Source organism: Mesorhizobium sp. C268A (assembly GCF_040324475.1).
In the GTDB taxonomy this organism is placed as follows: Bacteria; Pseudomonadota; Alphaproteobacteria; order Rhizobiales; family Rhizobiaceae; genus Mesorhizobium.
In genome coordinates this window covers 4,983,332-4,999,512 of record NZ_JAMYVX010000001.1, presented here as the reverse complement: position 1 = coordinate 4,999,512, position 16,181 = coordinate 4,983,332, and the positions used below count along the sequence as shown (strand labels likewise).

General features: G+C 64.2%; 16 protein-coding genes. 12 read left to right on the top strand and 4 right to left on the bottom strand.

Features of this window, described 5'->3' with window-relative positions; translation table 11 throughout:
- Window positions 1-100 precede the first annotated feature (100 nt).
- A complete protein-coding gene (locus tag NKL06_RS24405) occupies window positions 101-1,093 on the top strand; it encodes a helix-turn-helix domain-containing protein (protein WP_023691613.1) in 993 nt (330 codons plus the stop codon).
- A gap of 15 nt (window positions 1,094-1,108) precedes the next feature.
- Here the strand turns inward: NKL06_RS24405 and NKL06_RS24400 are convergent, their stop codons facing one another.
- Complete coding sequence (locus NKL06_RS24400; protein WP_023691614.1) at window positions 1,109-1,666, bottom strand: sugar O-acetyltransferase; 558 nt, start codon at window positions 1,664-1,666, stop codon at window positions 1,109-1,111.
- A 154-nt stretch (window positions 1,667-1,820) separates the two neighbouring features.
- On the opposite strand from NKL06_RS24400, the gene NKL06_RS24395 reads away from it, so the two are divergent.
- From NKL06_RS24395 to NKL06_RS24380, 4 genes are all read left to right on the top strand, one after another.
- Entirely contained in the window at window positions 1,821-2,282 is a 462-nt protein-coding gene (locus NKL06_RS24395) for a membrane protein (RefSeq protein WP_023691615.1), read from the top strand.
- Entirely contained in the window at window positions 2,279-3,670 is a 1,392-nt protein-coding gene (locus NKL06_RS24390; protein ID WP_023691616.1) for an FAD-containing oxidoreductase, read from the top strand. Before NKL06_RS24395 ends, NKL06_RS24390 begins: the two co-directional genes overlap by 4 nt.
- A gap of 115 nt (window positions 3,671-3,785) precedes the next feature.
- Window positions 3,786-4,964: an MFS transporter gene (locus NKL06_RS24385; protein ID WP_023691617.1), complete on the top strand. Its 1,179-nt coding sequence runs from the start codon at window positions 3,786-3,788 to the stop codon at window positions 4,962-4,964.
- 91 nt (window positions 4,965-5,055) lie between these two features.
- Window positions 5,056-6,111, top strand: coding sequence for a succinylglutamate desuccinylase/aspartoacylase family protein (locus NKL06_RS24380; RefSeq protein ID WP_023691618.1), 1,056 nt, complete (start codon window positions 5,056-5,058; stop codon window positions 6,109-6,111).
- Window position 6,112: 1 nt separating this feature from the next.
- On the opposite strand, the gene NKL06_RS24375 is transcribed toward NKL06_RS24380, so the two are convergent.
- Window positions 6,113-6,883, bottom strand: coding sequence for an isocitrate lyase/PEP mutase family protein (locus NKL06_RS24375; protein WP_023691619.1), 771 nt, complete (start codon window positions 6,881-6,883; stop codon window positions 6,113-6,115).
- Between the two features lie 321 nt (window positions 6,884-7,204).
- Between NKL06_RS24375 and NKL06_RS24370 the strand changes: the two genes are divergently transcribed.
- Together NKL06_RS24370 and NKL06_RS24365 are read left to right on the top strand one after the other, a co-directional pair.
- Window positions 7,205-9,394: an anthranilate synthase gene (locus tag NKL06_RS24370; RefSeq protein WP_023691620.1), complete on the top strand. Its 2,190-nt coding sequence runs from the start codon at window positions 7,205-7,207 to the stop codon at window positions 9,392-9,394.
- 23 nt (window positions 9,395-9,417) lie between these two features.
- Window positions 9,418-10,347: a cation diffusion facilitator family transporter gene (locus NKL06_RS24365; protein ID WP_196813681.1), complete on the top strand. Its 930-nt coding sequence runs from the start codon at window positions 9,418-9,420 to the stop codon at window positions 10,345-10,347.
- A 253-nt stretch (window positions 10,348-10,600) separates the two neighbouring features.
- Here the strand turns inward: NKL06_RS24365 and NKL06_RS24360 are convergent, their stop codons facing one another.
- On the bottom strand, window positions 10,601-11,308 hold the full coding sequence (locus NKL06_RS24360) for a DUF4272 domain-containing protein (RefSeq protein WP_245267079.1): 708 nt from the start codon (window positions 11,306-11,308) through the stop codon (window positions 10,601-10,603).
- 28 nt (window positions 11,309-11,336) lie between these two features.
- Entirely contained in the window at window positions 11,337-12,425 is a 1,089-nt protein-coding gene (locus tag NKL06_RS24355; protein ID WP_023691622.1) for a hypothetical protein, read from the bottom strand.
- 98 nt (window positions 12,426-12,523) lie between these two features.
- Here NKL06_RS24355 and NKL06_RS24350 point away from each other — a divergent pair, with 98 nt between their 5' ends.
- The 5 genes from NKL06_RS24350 to NKL06_RS24330 all read left to right on the top strand — a co-directional run bounded on the left by NKL06_RS24350 (window position 12,524) and on the right by NKL06_RS24330 (window position 16,160).
- Window positions 12,524-12,952, top strand: coding sequence for a DsrE family protein (locus NKL06_RS24350; RefSeq protein ID WP_023669972.1), 429 nt, complete (start codon window positions 12,524-12,526; stop codon window positions 12,950-12,952).
- Window positions 12,953-13,025: 73 nt separating this feature from the next.
- A complete protein-coding gene (locus tag NKL06_RS24345; protein ID WP_023691623.1) occupies window positions 13,026-13,805 on the top strand; it encodes an SDR family NAD(P)-dependent oxidoreductase in 780 nt (259 codons plus the stop codon).
- A 79-nt stretch (window positions 13,806-13,884) separates the two neighbouring features.
- Window positions 13,885-14,193 (top strand): putative quinol monooxygenase, encoded by a 309-nt coding sequence (locus tag NKL06_RS24340; RefSeq protein WP_023691624.1) that lies wholly within the window; start codon window positions 13,885-13,887, stop codon window positions 14,191-14,193.
- A gap of 80 nt (window positions 14,194-14,273) precedes the next feature.
- Window positions 14,274-15,362 (top strand): AbrB family transcriptional regulator, encoded by a 1,089-nt coding sequence (locus NKL06_RS24335; protein ID WP_023691625.1) that lies wholly within the window; start codon window positions 14,274-14,276, stop codon window positions 15,360-15,362.
- Window positions 15,363-15,407: 45 nt separating this feature from the next.
- A complete protein-coding gene (locus NKL06_RS24330; protein ID WP_023691626.1) occupies window positions 15,408-16,160 on the top strand; it encodes an SDR family NAD(P)-dependent oxidoreductase in 753 nt (250 codons plus the stop codon).
- Window positions 16,161-16,181 lie beyond the last annotated feature (21 nt).

Genomic DNA, 16,181 nt, shown 5'->3' with positions numbered 1-16,181 from the left:
GGGACAGGAAATAGGCGAATCGCCCGACTGCCAAAAGTGGCCCGATTGACATCAGTCGAAAGAATTGGGACAATCCGCTTTTCGCTTGCTGGAAACACGCATGGCCGACCCGATCATTGCCGTTCTCGCCTTTGACGGCATCAGCCCGTTCCACCTCTCCGTGCCGTGCGTGGTGTTCGGCACCGACCGCACCAAGCTTGGCCTGCCGCGTTTCGACTTTCGCGTCTGCGCGCTCGACGGAGCGATCCACACCGATGTCGGGCTGACCATCGCGGTGCCGTATGGCCTTTCCGCATTCGACGATGCCGACATCGTCATCGTTCCGAGCTGGAAGGATCTCGAGGCCCCACTTCGGCCGCCGCTCCTGGCAGCGCTCACCCACGCGCACCGGCGCGGTGCGCTGATCGTCGGCCTCTGTCTCGGCACCTTCGCCATTGCCGCCGCCGGGCTGCTTGCGGGCCGGCGTGCGACGACACATTGGGCCTCCACCGACCGGTTGCAGGCATTGTACCCGGACATCGAAGTCGACGCCGACGTGCTCTATGTCGACGACGGCGACATCGTCACCTCGGCCGGCGTCGCCGCCGGGCTCGACTGCTGCCTGCACATTGTGCGCGCGCGCTATGGCGCAGAGGTAGCGCTGCGGCTGGCAAGGCACATTGTACTGTCGCCGCACCGGCAGGGTGGGCAGGCGCAGTTCATCGAGCGCCCGCTGGCGAAAACCCCGGCCACCGACCGCTTCACCCTGGCGCTGGACACGGTGCGGGCAACGCTCGGACAAACGCACAACCTCGACCGCGTCGCGGAGGCCGCGGGCCTGACTCGGCGCACTTTCACCCGCCGTTTCCAGAAATCGATCGGCACCAGCTTTGGCGAATGGTTGGCCGGCCAACGCACCGAACTGGCGCAACGGCTGCTGGAGGCGACGGAAAAATCGATGGACATGGTGGCCTTCGAAGCCGGCTTCGGCAGCGCCACCTCGCTGCGCCAGCATTTCGCCGCACGGCTCAAGACGTCACCGGCCCAATACCGGCGTGAATTCTCGCGGCGAGCCGGTCCGGACGAGCGCATAGCACGTACGGCTTCATACTGACCGCCCACGACGAGTTCAGCCCCGCTTGACCGCCCGCGCCGGATTGCCGACCACCGTGGTGTTGTCAGGGACGTCGCGCGTCACCACCGCGCCGGCGCCGACTATGACGCCATCGCCGATGCTGATGCCGCCGAGGATGATGGCGCTGCCGCCGATCCAGGCGTCATTGCCGATGGTGATCGGCCGGGCAATCTCCAGTCCCGACTGACGGCCCGCGGCCTCCTTGTGGTGCTCGGCGCAGTAGATCTGCACATTGGGGCCGAGAAGCGTCCGGCTTCCGATACGCACCGGCGCGGTGTCGAGGATGGTGCAGCCGGCATTGAGGAAGGCGCCGTCGCCGAGATGGATGTTGAAACCGTAGGCGCAGTGGAACGGCGCCTCGATGCGGCCGCCCTCGCCCGTGCTGCCGAGCAGCACCGATAGCGCTGGACCGATATTGCCGCGTTGCTGGGGCGGTATCGTATTATGCTCGAACACCGCATCGCGCGCGATCGCCCGCGGCGCCTCCAGTTCGTCGTCGATGCAGGTGTACCATTCGCCTGCAATCATCCTTGTGCGTTCGCTATCGGCCATCACAGCGACTCCGTCCCTTCGTCGTGTTCGACTGTTTACCAAAGTACAATGCTCACTGATGGAAGAAGCACCATCGCCTACTCTCGTCAAACGCAGGACCTATGCTAGCTTGCCCTCGTGGGCCAGTCCCGGGCCTGCTTTCGAGGGGATCGACATGCTCTATTTGCTTGCACTTCTGATCGGCGTCATTGCCGGTCTTCGCGCCATGACCGCGCCGGGCGCGATCGCCTGGGGCGCGTATCTCGGATGGCTGCCGGTGGCCGGCACCTGGGCAAGTTTCGTGGGCCATTGGGCCGCCGTCGGTATCTTCACCATCCTCGCCATCGTCGAACTGGTCACCGACCAGCTGCCCTCGACGCCGAGCCGCAAGGTGCCGCAGCAATTCGGCGCCCGCATCCTGCTTGGCGCCTTCAGCGGCGCGGTGATCGGCGCCACTGCCGGTTCCACCATTGGCGGCCTGATTGCCGGCGCCATCGGTGCCGTCATCGGCACCTATGGCGGCGCCGAAGCGCGCGGCCGGTTGGCCGCCGCCTTCGGCAAGGATTTGCCTGCCGCCCTCATCGAGGACGCGGTGGCGATCATCGGCGGCCTGCTGATCGTGGCGGCGGTGGTATGACTGCCCAAGCCTCAGACGCCAAGACATACGACGCCATCATCATCGGCGCCGGACAGGCCGGCCCTCCTCTCGCCGGCCGGCTGACGTCAGCCGGCATGAGCGTGGCGCTGATCGAGCGCAAGCTGGTCGGCGGCACCTGCGTCAACACCGGCTGCATGCCGACGAAGACCATGGTCGCCAGCGCCTATGCCGCGCATCTGGCGCGGCGTGCCGCGGACTATGGCGTGACGTTCTCAGGCCCTGTCGGCGTGGACTACAAGAGGCTCAAGGCGCGCAAGGACAAGGTCACCAATGACTCCCGCACCAATCTGGAGACCTGGATCGCCGGCATGAAGGGCTGCACGCTCTATCGCGGCCATGCCCGCTTCGAATCCGCCAACACGGTGCGCGTCGGCGACGAGCTTCTGACTGCCGAAAAGATCTTCCTCAACACCGGCGGCCGCGCCTCGGTGCCCGACCTGCCCGGCGTCAACGACGTCGACTACCTCACCAACTCCTCAATGATGGACCTCGAAATTCTGCCGCGCCACCTCGTCATCGTCGGCGGCAGCTATATCTCGCTCGAATTCGCGCAGATGTTCCGCCGCTTCGGTTCGGAAGTCACCGTCATCGAGAAGAGCCCGCGCCTGACCGGCCGCGAGGACGAGGACGTCTCAGCGGCCATCCTGTCGGTCCTCGAGAATGAAGGCGTAGCGGTCCATGTCGGCGCCGACAACATCGGCTTTGCCCAACAGGGCGAGGACATCGCCGTGACCTTCTCGTACGGCAAGCCGCCGGCTGTCGGCTCGCACGTGCTCCTGGCGCTCGGCCGCACCCCCAACACCGACGATCTCGGTCTCGACAAGGCCGGTGTCGCGGTCGACCTGCGCGGCTTCGTCACCGTCGACGACCAGTTGCGCACCAGCGTGCCCGGCGTCTGGGCGATGGGCGACTGCAACGGCAAGGGCGCCTTCACCCACACCTCCTACAACGATTACGAGATCGTCGCCGCCAATCTGCTCGACGACGATCCGCGCAAGGTCAGCGACCGCATCGAGGCCTATGCGCTCTACATCGATCCGCCGCTCGGCCGCTGCGGCATGACCGAGGCTGCGGTGAAGAAATCCGGCCGCAAGGCGCTGGTCGGCCAGCGGCCAATGACCCGCGTCGGCCGCGCCATCGAAAAGGGCGAGACGCAAGGTTTCATGAAGATCCTGGTCGATGCCGACACCAAGCAAATCCTCGGCTGCTCCGTGCTCGGCCCCGGCGGCGACGAGGCGGTGCACTGCGTGCTCGACCTGATGTACGCCAAGGCGCCGGTCGATACGCTGGCGCGCGCCGTGCATATCCACCCCAACGTCTCGGAGCTGTTGCCAACCATCGCCCAGGAGCTGAAGCCGCTCGCCTGATATGACTCCGCGTCAAGCTCAGCGCTTTCTGCATTGGTGCGTTGCAGCAATGTGCATTGCGCGCGGCAAGGCTTCTCGTTCAGTCTGAATTGAACCGATTCAGTCTGGATTTTCCATGCCTTTGCCGATCCTTGCGCTTGCCATTGCGTCCTTCTGCATCGGCACCACCGAATTCGTCATCATGGGCCTGTTGCCGGAGGTTGCGGCCGATCTCGGCGTGTCGATCCCCTCGGCCGGCCTGCTGGTCACCGGCTATGCGCTGGGCGTCGTCTTCGGCGCACCCATCGTCGCCATGGCCACCGCGCATCTGCCGCGCAAGCCAGTGCTGGTCACGCTGACGGCGATGTTCGTCGTCGGCAATCTGCTCTGCGCCATTGCGCCCAATTACTGGCTTCTGATGGCCGCGCGCGTCTTCACCGCGTTTGGTCATGGCGCCTTTTTCGGCATTGGTTCCGTCGTTGCCGCCAGCCTGGTGCCGCGCAACAAGCGCGCCAGCGCCATGGCGATGATGTTCGCGGGATTGACGCTCTCCAACATTCTCGGCGTTCCTGCCGGCACCGCGCTTGGCGAAGCCTTCGGCTGGCGCTCCACCTTCTTTGCCGTCGTCGGCATCGGCCTGATCTCTGTTGCCGCCATCGCCTGGCTGGTGCCATCCAATGTCGTCAAACCGAGCGGCGGCGGCCTGCGCAGCGAACTGCGCGTGCTGGGCAAGCTGCAGGTCTGGCTCGCCATGCTGATCGCCTCGCTGGCCTCGGCCAGCCTGTTTGCCGTCTTCACCTACATCAAGCCCTACCTTACCGATGTCTCCGGCCTGTCGACCTCCGCGGTCACCTGGGTCCTGCTGCTGTTCGGCGCCGGCATGACCATAGGCAACATCATCGGCGGCCGGCTGGCCGACTGGAAATTGATGCCGACGGTCATCGGCACGCTGCTTTTGATGGCAGTTCTGTTTGTCGGCTTCATGCAGTACGGCGCGATCGCCAGCGTCGCCATCGGCATCGTCTTCTTGTGGGGACTGCTGATCTTCGTCGTCGTGCCGCCGCTGCAGATCCGCGTCGTCGAAGCGGCTTCGGAAGGGCCGAACCTCGCCGCCACGCTCAACCAGGGCGCATTCAATGTCGGCAATGCCAGCGGCGCCTGGATCGGCGGCGTGGCTCTGTCGGCCGGCGTTTCCTATGCTCATTTGCCGCTGGTCGGCGCGGTGCTGGCCCTGCTGGCGGTCAGCGTCGCCGTTGTCTCGCAGGCGCTCGAAGGATCGGCGCCGATAACGACGGTTCCGGCCGCCGCCGAATAATTCCATTGCGCCCATGGCGGCGCGAACTGGACCAATCGACAGCCCCTCGGCAAACGTGCATGTGTTCTGCCTCTTATCCTGGAGGCATCCCATGCAGAAATCGATCGAACGCATCGCCGGCGATACCGAAGGCGTTTCCTACGAATTCCCGGTGTTCCGCTTCGCCGGCGCCGACAAGGCAGCACCTTCGGCCTATCTGCAGGCAGCACTCCACGCCGGTGAATTGCCTGGTGTCGTCGCCATCGACGCCTTGATGCCGGCGCTGAACAAGGCCGAAGCCGAAGGCCGCATCAAGGGCAACATCACGGTCGTGCCCTGGGCCAATCCGATCGGCCGCGCGCAATATCATTTCGGCGAGCACCAGGGCCGCTTCCATCTCGGCACCCGCAACAATTTCAACCGCGGCTTTCCGTTGCTCGCAGCACCGGACGCCAAGCTTTTGCCCGACACCACGCTTGGCACCCCCGACCAGCGATTGAAGACCCGTCTGGTGCAGCTGTCGCTCGGCCACGACATCGTGCTCGACCTGCATTGCGACGACGAGGGCCTTGCCTATCTCTACGTCCACGCCAGCCTGTGGCCGGCGATGGCCGATTGCGCCGCCGCCATGGGTGTCGACGCCGTGGTGTTGTGGAGCGAGGACACCGACGGCACCTTCGAGGGCGCCACGATCATGCCCTACCAGAACGTCCCCGCCAACGTGGCGAAGCTCGACCGCCGCGTTGCCACCACGGTAGAATACCGTGGCATGCTGGATGTCGACGGCGCGCTGGCAAGTTCCGATGCCGAAGGCCTTTACCGACTGCTGGCGGCGCGCGGCGTCATCGCCGATACCGCCCTTCCCGCACCCGGCGCGTTCAAGGGCCTCGTCGCGCCGCTGGAGAACATCGACATGATGCCGGCGCCCCGGGCCGGCGCCATCCTCTACGACGTCAAGCCCGGCGACCGCGTCGCCAAGGGCGCGCGCCTCGCCACCATCGTCCACACACCGGGCGAGGCCGGCGGCCGCACCGAAGTGCTGGCGCCGCAGGACGGCGTCATCCTGACCCGCCGCTCGCGCCGCATCATCCGCGCCGGCGAGGATCTCTTGAAGCTGGTCGGCGACAAGAAGAGCGCCGACGCGAGGTCAGGCACGCTGGAGGACTGAGCTAACCCGAAATCGCCAGCCGCGCCTTGGCCTCCAGCCATTCGGCCATCTGCCGGTACGGCACCGGGCCGTGGCTGACACGGGCGACACCAAGCTCGGCCAGGCGCTGGCGCGGCGGCACATGCGCCAGCGCGATGATGTTGACCGGCAATGCCGTCGCCTTGCACAGCGCCTCAATCAGACCCTCGTCGCCGAGCCCCGGCGCAAAGAAGCCGCTCGCTCCTGCCTTTTCATAAGCGTGCGCCCGCTCGATGGCCTGGTCGAGCAGCACGCTGTCATGCACATCCGGCTTGGCCTTGAGGAAAATGTCGGTACGGGCGTTGATGTAGGCGGGAATGCCGGAAGCCTTCACCGCCGCCGCTGCCGCCTCGATCCGCTTCACCTGTACCGCGATGTCGTGCAGACCAGCGCCGCCGACGATCTGGTCCTCGAAATTGAAACCGATGGCGCCGGCCTGCAGGGCACGTGTCACCGTCTGGGCGACAGTCTCCGGCTCGACGCCGTAGCCGCCTTCGAGGTCCATGGTCACCGGCAGGTCGACTGCCGCCACGATGCGCTTGATGTTGTCCAGCGCTAGCTCCAGCGGGATTTTCTCGCCATCGGCATAGCCGAAAGCAGCCGCGACCGGCCAGCTGCCGGTGGCGATCGCCTTGGCGCCCGCCCTCTCGACGATCTTGGCCGAGCCCGGATCCCAGGCATTGTAGAGAACGATCGGGTTGCCCTTGACATGAAGGGCATGGAACGTGCGTGCGCGCTCGATCTGCTCGGTCATTGCTGTCTTCCCGTCTTTCCGATGTTGGACGAACAGTCTAGGCAGGACCCCAAGCCTTGGCGATGTGCCATGGGCTGCGGAAGCGGCGGCCACAAACAGGCCTTTCAAACCTGTTGCGCATCCGGCTTTTCGCCGCTATGGATTTCGCCCATGAACATGCGCTCGATCAAGACCATTTGGTGGTGGGCCCGCTGACAGCGGCCTGTTCGAACGCGTGCGCGTGAAAATAGAGGGTGGCCGCAACGGAATGTCCGGGCGGCCATTTGTTTTTTCAAAGCCAGTCCCGGGTCCGTTGCCCCAACAAGCCATATGGAGACGGCAATGACGATCAAGGCTCTGGAAAACGGCGCGGAAAGCTTCGTGACCGCAGGTGGTGTCACCATCACCCGCGAACGCCACGACAAGCCTTACGCCGGTGCGATCGACGCTTATGTCGACGGCTTGAACTCGCGCCGTGGTGCGGTGTTTTCCTCGAATTACGAATATCCGGGCCGCTACACACGCTGGGATACGGCCATCATCGATCCGCCGCTGGTGATTTCCGCGCGTGGCCGCGCCATGCGCATCGAGGCGCTGAACGGCCGTGGCGAAGTGCTGCTGCCGATGATCGGCAAGACGCTGGCCGGCATTACCGAGGTGACGATTGCTGAAACCTCGAAAAAGCTGATCCGCCTCGATGTCGCCAAGCCCGGCCGCGTCTTCACCGAGGAAGAGCGCAGCCGCGTCCCCTCTGTGTTTACTGTGCTGCGCGCCATCACCGCTTTGTTCAAGACCGATGAAGACGCCAATCTCGGCCTTTACGGCGCCTTCGGTTACGACCTCGCCTTCCAGTTCGATCCAGTCGACTACAAGCTCGAGCGCAAACAGAGCCAGCGCGATCTCGTGCTGTTCCTGCCTGACGAGATCCTGGTCGTCGACCATTATTCGACCAAGGCCTGGACCGACCGCTACGACTATTCCGGCGACGGGTTTTCAACCGAGGGGCTGCCGCGCGACCAAATCGCCGAACCGTTCAAGCCCGCCGACCGCATCCCGCCGCGCGGCGACCATGAGCCGGGCGAATATGCCAATCTGGTGCGCAAGGCGATGGATAGTTTCAAGCGCGGCGACCTGTTCGAGGTCGTGCCCGGGCAGATGTTCTACGAACGCTGCGAGACGCAGCCTTCCGAAATCTCGCGCAAGCTGAAGTCGATCAACCCGTCGCCCTATTCCTTCTTCATCAATCTCGGCGAAAACGAGTATCTGATCGGCGCCTCGCCCGAAATGTTCGTGCGCGTCAACGGCCGCCGCGTAGAGACCTGCCCGATCTCCGGCACCATCAAGCGCGGCGACGACGCCATTTCCGACAGCGAGCAGATCCTGAAGCTGCTCAACTCCAAGAAGGATGAATCCGAGCTGACAATGTGCTCGGACGTCGACCGCAACGACAAGTCCAGGGTCTGCGATCCGGGCTCGGTGCGCGTCATCGGCCGCCGCCAGATCGAGATGTATTCGCGCCTGATCCACACAGTCGATCACATCGAAGGGCGCTTGCGCGAAGGCATGGACGCCTTCGACGCCTTCCTGTCGCATGCCTGGGCGGTCACCGTCACCGGTGCGCCGAAACTATGGGCGATGCGCTTCATCGAGCAGAACGAAAAGAGCCCGCGTGCCTGGTATGGCGGCGCCATCGGCATGGTCAATTTCAACGGCGACATGAACACCGGCCTGACCTTGCGCACCATCCGCATCAAGGACGGCATCGCCGAGGTGCGCGCCGGCGCCACGCTGCTCTTCGACAGCATCCCCGAGGAAGAAGAAGCCGAAACCGAACTGAAGGCATCCGCCATGCTCTCCGCCATTCGTGACGCCAAATTGGGCAATGCCGCAGGCGCCGAACGCACCACCGCGCGCGTCGGCGACGGCGTCAACATCCTGCTCGTCGACCACGAGGACTCCTTTGTCCACACACTGGCCAACTATTTCCGCCAGACCGGTGCCAATGTCTCGACCGTGCGTTCGCCGGTGCCGGAAGAAGTCTTCGAACGGCTGAAGCCCGATCTCGTCGTGCTGTCGCCCGGACCGGGCACGCCGAAGGATTTCGACTGCGCCGCGACCATCAAGAACGCCCGCGCCCGCGACCTGCCGATCTTCGGCGTCTGCCTTGGCCTGCAGGCGCTGGCCGAGGCCTATGGCGGCGAACTCAGGCAGCTGCACGTGCCGATGCACGGCAAGCCGTCGCGCATCCGCGTCTCCAAGCCCGGAATCATCTTCTCCGGCCTGCCCAAGGAAGTGACCGTCGGCCGCTACCACTCGATCTTCGCCGATCCGGTGCGGCTGCCCGACGATTTCATCGTCACCGCCGAGACCGAGGACGGCATCATCATGGCCTTCGAACACCGCAAGGAGCCGATCGCCGCCGTCCAGTTCCATCCGGAATCGATCATGACGCTCGGCCACAATGCCGGCATGCGCATCATCGAAAACATCGTTGCGCATCTGCCGCGCAAGGCCAAGGAAAAGGCCGCTTAGAAACGATGGCGGCAACGGACAACATGGCGGCGATCGCAGCGAAGGCAGCGGCCAGGCAAAGGATCGCCAGCCTTGCCTTCTGGTCGATTGTCATCGCCTGCGTGGTGCTCGCGCTCAAGCTTGCCGCATGGTACGTCACCGGCTCCGTTGCGCTCTATTCGGATGCGCTGGAGTCGATCGTCAACGTCATAGCCTCGGCCGCCGCCTATTGGGCGGTCCTGGTCAGCTACAAGCCGGCCGACCAGGACCATCCGTTCGGCCACCACAAGGCCGAGTATTTTTCGGCGGTGCTGGAAGGCGTGCTGATCGTGCTCGCCGCGCTTTTGATCCTCAACGAGGTCTGGCGCTCTTGGCAGACGCCGACCCCGCTCGAACAACCCTGGGAGGGCTTGGCGATCAACGGCGTCGCCACCGTCATCAACGCCTTCTGGGCCTGGACGCTGATCCGCGCCGGGCGCAGCGCAAAATCACCGGCGCTGGTCGCCGACGGCCGGCACATCATGACCGACGTCGTGACCTCGGTCGGCGTCTTCGGCGGCCTCGTCGGCGCTATCCTGACCGGTTGGCAGATCCTCGATCCGGCGCTTGCCGTCATCGTCGCGCTCAACATCCTGTGGCAGGGCTGGCACGTCATCGGCTCGTCGATGAACGGGCTGATGGACCGCGCAGTGGACACGACCGAACACATGCACATTCGCGACATCATCTCGGCCAATTGCAAGGGCGCGCTGGAGGTTCATGACCTCAAGACCCGCATCGCCGGCCGCGCCACCTTCATCGAGTTCCACCTGGTCGTCGACGCCGACATGACGGTCGGCGCCAGCCACGTCATTTGCGACCGCATCGAGGACGCGCTGAAGGCCGAAATCCCCTCGGTGCGCGTCACCATCCATGTCGAGCCCGACGACGAGGCGAAGCTGCCGAAAGGCACCACTGCTGTGCCGTTTGCTTGAGGAAAAACTCAGGGCATCATCCTCGGGCGAGGATCTGCCGACCTCGCCGGATCGATTGCGCCATTACCGCCATGTGGGGTAGCCCGCCAATGGCTACATCCAGGCGTTGATTGCCTCCAAATCGGGCAGCGCCTGCTGCTCAAGCGCGCGCCAGCTCGGCCTGAGCGTAGTCAGGCGAACCGTCTAAGTTCGTCAAATCCAAACTCGGCAAGCGAAGTCCGATCCAAGGTAGCACCCGCTTGCGATCGGCTCATCATGTGTCGGTCGAGATGTCATCCCATTCCTGCCCCATATACCCAATCAGCCAATTGAGCGCGTAATGACGTTCGACAACCACGTCTCGTTCCAATCCTACCGGCGCGGCTTTCCCATTCACCCGCGCATCCATCACAGCCCAATTGTACCGATAGATCAGATCGGCAGCATCGAGAAGCTCGCTTTGCGGGCGCAAATTGGCCCGCTTGAGCAGCCCTTCCGTGTCGAGGTCACGCAACACCGAAACCATACGCGACACATCGCAAGGCTTGTCTGGACGCCCAAGGTTTTTGAAGACTTGCAACGCCCACAACATTACGAAAGCCCCTTCATAGCGCCAGCTAAAATTTGCGCGATCTTGCTCGGTTGCAACGGGGTTACCGACAAACGCTTGCTCTTTGGGCGTAAAAAACCCTTCGGCTCCAAACTGGCTGATCAAGTTGCTTAAAAGATTTCGATCATTGGTCTCCGCTGTGACGGCCACGATCACCAGTGCGATGGCGCGTTTAACCACCTCGTCCTTCGTTCGTCGCCGACTTTCGGCTTCGGTTTCGATCGTCGGCAAATGGTCGATGAACGGCACGCCCTCCTTCTTCAACTGTGCTGTTGAGGCCGCCTTGCGAGCCTCAGCCTCGCCTTCAGCGTTGGCGGAACCGATGAAAGCCAAGGAAGTCAGAAAACCAAGAAAGCTGCGACGCATCATCATATTCATTTCCAAATGGCTGCTAAAGTGACTAAGGCGCACACGCCGACTGCGGCATGGCCTCCAACCGGTAGACCTTGTCATCGGACTTGGTCTTGCCATCCGCCGAGCACAAATCGACGATCGCCAGGCTGCTATTGGGGTTGGCCAGGATCAGGGTGCCGTTGGCGCCGCGCTTGAGGAAGATTTCCTTTTGCGCGATATCGCAGGAAAAGTTGCTCATCTTCGAACTGGCCGCGCAGCGCCATTGATCCGCTTCACCCTGGCAGGAATAGGTCTGCGTGACCTTCGTCCCGTTCTTCCTGGTGGTCACCGAAACGGCGACATCGGAGCCGTCGGGCCAGTTGGCGACATCGGCTGAGGCAAAGGAGGCGAGTTCGACCGGCCCGCGGAAGACCCGGATCGACTGCGTCACCTGGTCGGGATGCGAGGAGAGATGCGCGGCATCGTAGTCGCGCCCGAAGCAGAAGGGCTGGTCCGGCTTCAGCCGCTCGCGCAAGGGAACCCCAAGCGCCGGATCGATCGGGTCGATGCGCGCGAATTCGGCCTTGCAGGTTGCAACCGGCATCGGGTCGAGGCGGAAATTATCGTCCTCCGAGCCCAGCGCCTGCCGGTCATATTCGGCTTCGCCCAGTTCGTCTTCCGATCCGGCGTCGAGATAGAGATCGGACGAGACGTCGGTGAGGATCAGGCGGCCTTTGTCGTCGAGCTTCAGCGACGCCATGGTGCGGTCGCAGTCCATGCCGCAGCGGACCGGACCTGACTTGCCGTCCTCGGACTGGTGATTGCACCAGCCGCCGGCCCATTGCGGCGCCTTGGCGCCGCGCACCGTGGTGGTGAGAAAACCGTTGTAGGAGGTGTCGGCGTTTGCCACCGGGTCTTCGTTCGGATGGCTCACCGGATCATGGCCATAGAGGAAGAAGATCCGCGCCACCTTCTGCTTTGGATGCGCCTTGAGGTGCGCCGCATCATAGACGCGGCCGAAACACGCATCGGCGCCATTCGGGCTGAGTTCGGGTAATTTAAGCGCATCGCCGGCAAGGGCCGAACTTGCAAGCGCGCCGAGCAGCACGCAGCCAAATCCAGCGCTGGCAACAACCTTCCACTTCCTGAACGCCATGTGACCCCTCCTCGCATCGACAGGACGTAACGTCAATTTATGCTAGTATCATGGCCGCAGCCACGCAATTTGCGGTGAGCGCAAGCCGAGAGGATGCCATGCGTCGACGCGACATGTTCCGGGCCAGCCTTGCCGGCGCCGCCGGCCTGTTCGGGCTGAGCCGGGCGGCCGCCGCTGAAGACAGACCGAAGGTCGCCTATCACCTCAGCGACCTCGATAAGGTCAACTTCGTGCTCGGCAACATCAACAACCACTATGAAGGCACCGGCGGCAATGTCGACATCGTGCTGGTCGTGCATGGTCCGGCCCTTGCCGGCTTCAAGTCGAAAGGCATATCGGCGGCGATCTCGGGACGCTTTGCCGGCCTCGTCCAGCAGGGCCTTGAGCCGCATGCCTGCGGCAACACCATGCAAGGCATGGAGATCACGCTTGCCGACCTGCTCGAGGGCTTCCACGCCGCCGACAAGGGCGGTGTCGTCAAGCTCGCCGAACTGCAGCGCCAGGGCTACGCCTATCTCCGGCCCTGAGCCGCCGCGGGCTTGAACGTGAAGGCCATGAGAGCCTACGAAGGGCGGCCAAACATCCCGAAGGAAAGTGCTCATGACCGCGACCACCCTCGTCATCCCCGATCTTGCCGGCAAGGCGGTGCTGGTCACCGGCGCTTCGACCGGCATCGGTGCCGCCCTTGCACTGGCCTACGCCGGCCAGAAATGCCGGGTCGCCCTGCACTACAATTCGAGCCGGGAGGCCGCAGAAACGCTGGCCAAAACCATCCGCGACAGCGGCGGTGAGGTGTTCCTGACACAGGGCGACTTCTCACAGGCAGCCGATGTCGAGCGGGTAGTCGAGGAGAGCGCCGAAAAATTCGGCCGGCTCGACGGGCTGGTCAACAATGCCGGCGGCATGCTCGGCCGCGTGCCCTATGCGGAGCAGACCGAGGCGCACTACGACGCGGTGATGGACCTCAACGCCCGCTCCGTGCTGACGGCCTCGCGCAAGGCGATGCCATGGCTGAAGAAGCAGGGCGGCTTCATCGTCAACACCTCGTCGATCGCGGCGCGCAATGGCGCTGGCGGCGGCGCCGGGCTGTACGGTTCGGCCAAGGCCTTTGTCTCCAATGTGACGCGCGGCATGGCCAAGGAACTGATCGGCTTCGGCATCCGCGTCAACGCGGTGGCGCCGGGCACCATCGCGACACCCTTCCATGAGCGCTATTCCACCGACGAGCAGATGAAGGGCATGGTCGCCACCATTCCTCAAGGGCGTGCCGGCACGGCCGAAGACTGCGTCGGCGCCTATCTCTTCCTGTCCTCCGATCTCCTGAGTGGTTACATCACCGGCCAGGTGATCGAGGTGAACGGTGGCCAGTTGATGCCGTGAGCCGGCAATTGCATACTGCGTCTCGCAACCATGCATGTCGTGCGCACGTTTGCTGAGGTTGGAAGAAAGGGGAGAGGCAATGTACGGATTGATCGGAAAGATGCGGGCGGCGCGCGGCCAGCGCGACGCGATCATGGATGTGCTGCTCGCCTCGACCGGCGCCATGCCGGGTTGCCTGAGTTATGTCATCGCCCGCGACCCGGCCGATGCCGACGCGATCTGGGTGACCGAAGTGTGGACCGACGCCGCAAGCCACAAGGCTTCGCTGCAGCTGCCGGAGGTCCAGGCAGCGATCGCCAAGGCCCGGCCGATCATCGCCGGCTTCGAATTCCAGGTCGAGACCCATCCGGCCGGCGGTTTCGGCCTGCCCGCCATCAAGAACGAGTGACATCCCAACGCGGGGTCGGGGTCGTGAATTTCGTCCGAGACAGCGTTCGCATTTTTCTCTTCCAGGTCTAAGACCCAAACATGGACTCTTCGCCAGACCAACCGGCCGTCGAACGCATGGCGCGCATGCGTCCGGTTCGGCAGTGGCTGGTGCTGCTGATCGTCTCGCTGCTGTTCGCCGGCGCGCTGGAATACGCCGCACTGCCGGCGGCGCTGCTGATCGGCCCGATGCTGGCGGCGATCCTTGCCGGCACCAATGGCGCCACGGTGCGCGTGCCGCGGCCGCTGTTCGCCGCCGCCCAGGCCTTGGTCGGCTGTCTGGTCGCGGCGTCGATCTCCACCGACATTTTTTCGGTGTTCTACAAGGAATGGCCGCTGGTCCTTGTCGTGGTGCTGGCGACCCTTGCGGCGTCCAGCCTGCTTGGCTGGTTGATCAGCCGCTGGCGCATCCTGCCCGGCACCACCGCGGTCTGGGGCTCGTCGCCGGGTGCTGCCACTGCCATGGTGCTGATGGCCGGTGCCTTCGGCGCCGATCAGCGCCTCGTCGCCTTCATGCAGTATCTGCGCGTCATCTTCGTCTCGATGACGGCGGCGCTCGTCGCCAAGATGTGGGTCGACACGTCGGGCATCGAGGTACCAGCCATCGTCTGGTTCCCGCTGATCGAACCGGCAGCCTTTGCCGCCACGCTCGGCGTGGCGCTGGTCGGCGGCCTGCTTGGCCGGTTGTGCCGGCTGCCGTCACCCTTCTTCCTCGGCACTTTCATCTTTGGCACCATAGTCCATCTCGGCTTCGGCGCGGCGATGCAATTGCCGCCATGGCTGCTGGCGCTCTCCTATGCGATGGTCGGCTGGTCGATAGGGCTGAACTTTACCCGGGCGATCCTGCGCCATGCGACACGGGCGCTGCCGCAGATCGTCGGCTCTATCGTCGTGCTGATCGCCTTTTGCGGCGGGCTTGCCTGGCTGATCAGCCACGTCCTCGGCATCGATCCGCTGACCGCCTATCTCGCGACCAGCCCCGGCGGCATGGACAGCGTCGCCATCATTGCCGCCGCCGCGCAGAACGTCGACATATCCTTCGTCATGGCCTTGCAGTCGACCCGCTTCCTGGTCGTGCTCATCGCCGGGCCGAGCATAGCGCGGCTGGTGGCGAGAGCCGTCAGGGACTGAGATTCAAATATCCAGGGAAGAGGAAAAGTGCCCATGAAACGTCGTGTGAATGCCGTCGATCTCTCAGGCCGGGTCGCCGTGGTGACCGGCGGCGCGCAAGGCATCGGCCTTGCTGTCGCCCGGCGACTGCTGTCATCGGGCGCCAGCGTCGCCATCTGGGATGTGGACGAGACCGCCATGGCGAAAGCCGTTTCCGAACTCGCCCCGCTCGGCCGGGTCGAGGGTTTGCTGTGCGACCAATCGCTGATGGAGGCCGTCGACAGCGCCGCGACCGAAACCGAGCGCTCGCTTGGTCCGGTCGATCTGCTGGTAAACAATGCCGGCATCGCCGGACCGGCAGCGACGGTGGCGGATTATGATCCTGCCGCCTGGCGTCAGATAATCGACATCGACCTCAACGGCGTCTTCTACTGCTGCAAGCGCCTGGCGCCCGGCATGATCGCGCGCAGCTACGGCCGCATCGTCAACATCGCCTCGGTCGCAGGCAAGGAAGGCAATCCGAATGCCGCCGCCTATTCCGCCGCCAAGGCCGGCGTGCTCGCGCTGACAAAATCGCTCGGTAAGGAACTGGCCGGCCACGACATCGCCGTCAACGCGCTGACCCCATCGCCCGCCCGCACCCGCATCCTCGAACAGCTCACTGAGGCCCAGGTCGCCTACATGCTGGGCAAGGTGCCGCGAGGCCGGTTCGTCGAAGTCGAAGAGGCGGCTGCGATGATCGCCTTCATGCTATCGGACGAAAATTCCTTCACCACCGGCGCGACCTTCGACCTGTCCGGCGGCCGCGCCACCTACTGAGAAGCAGAGCTATTCCTCGCT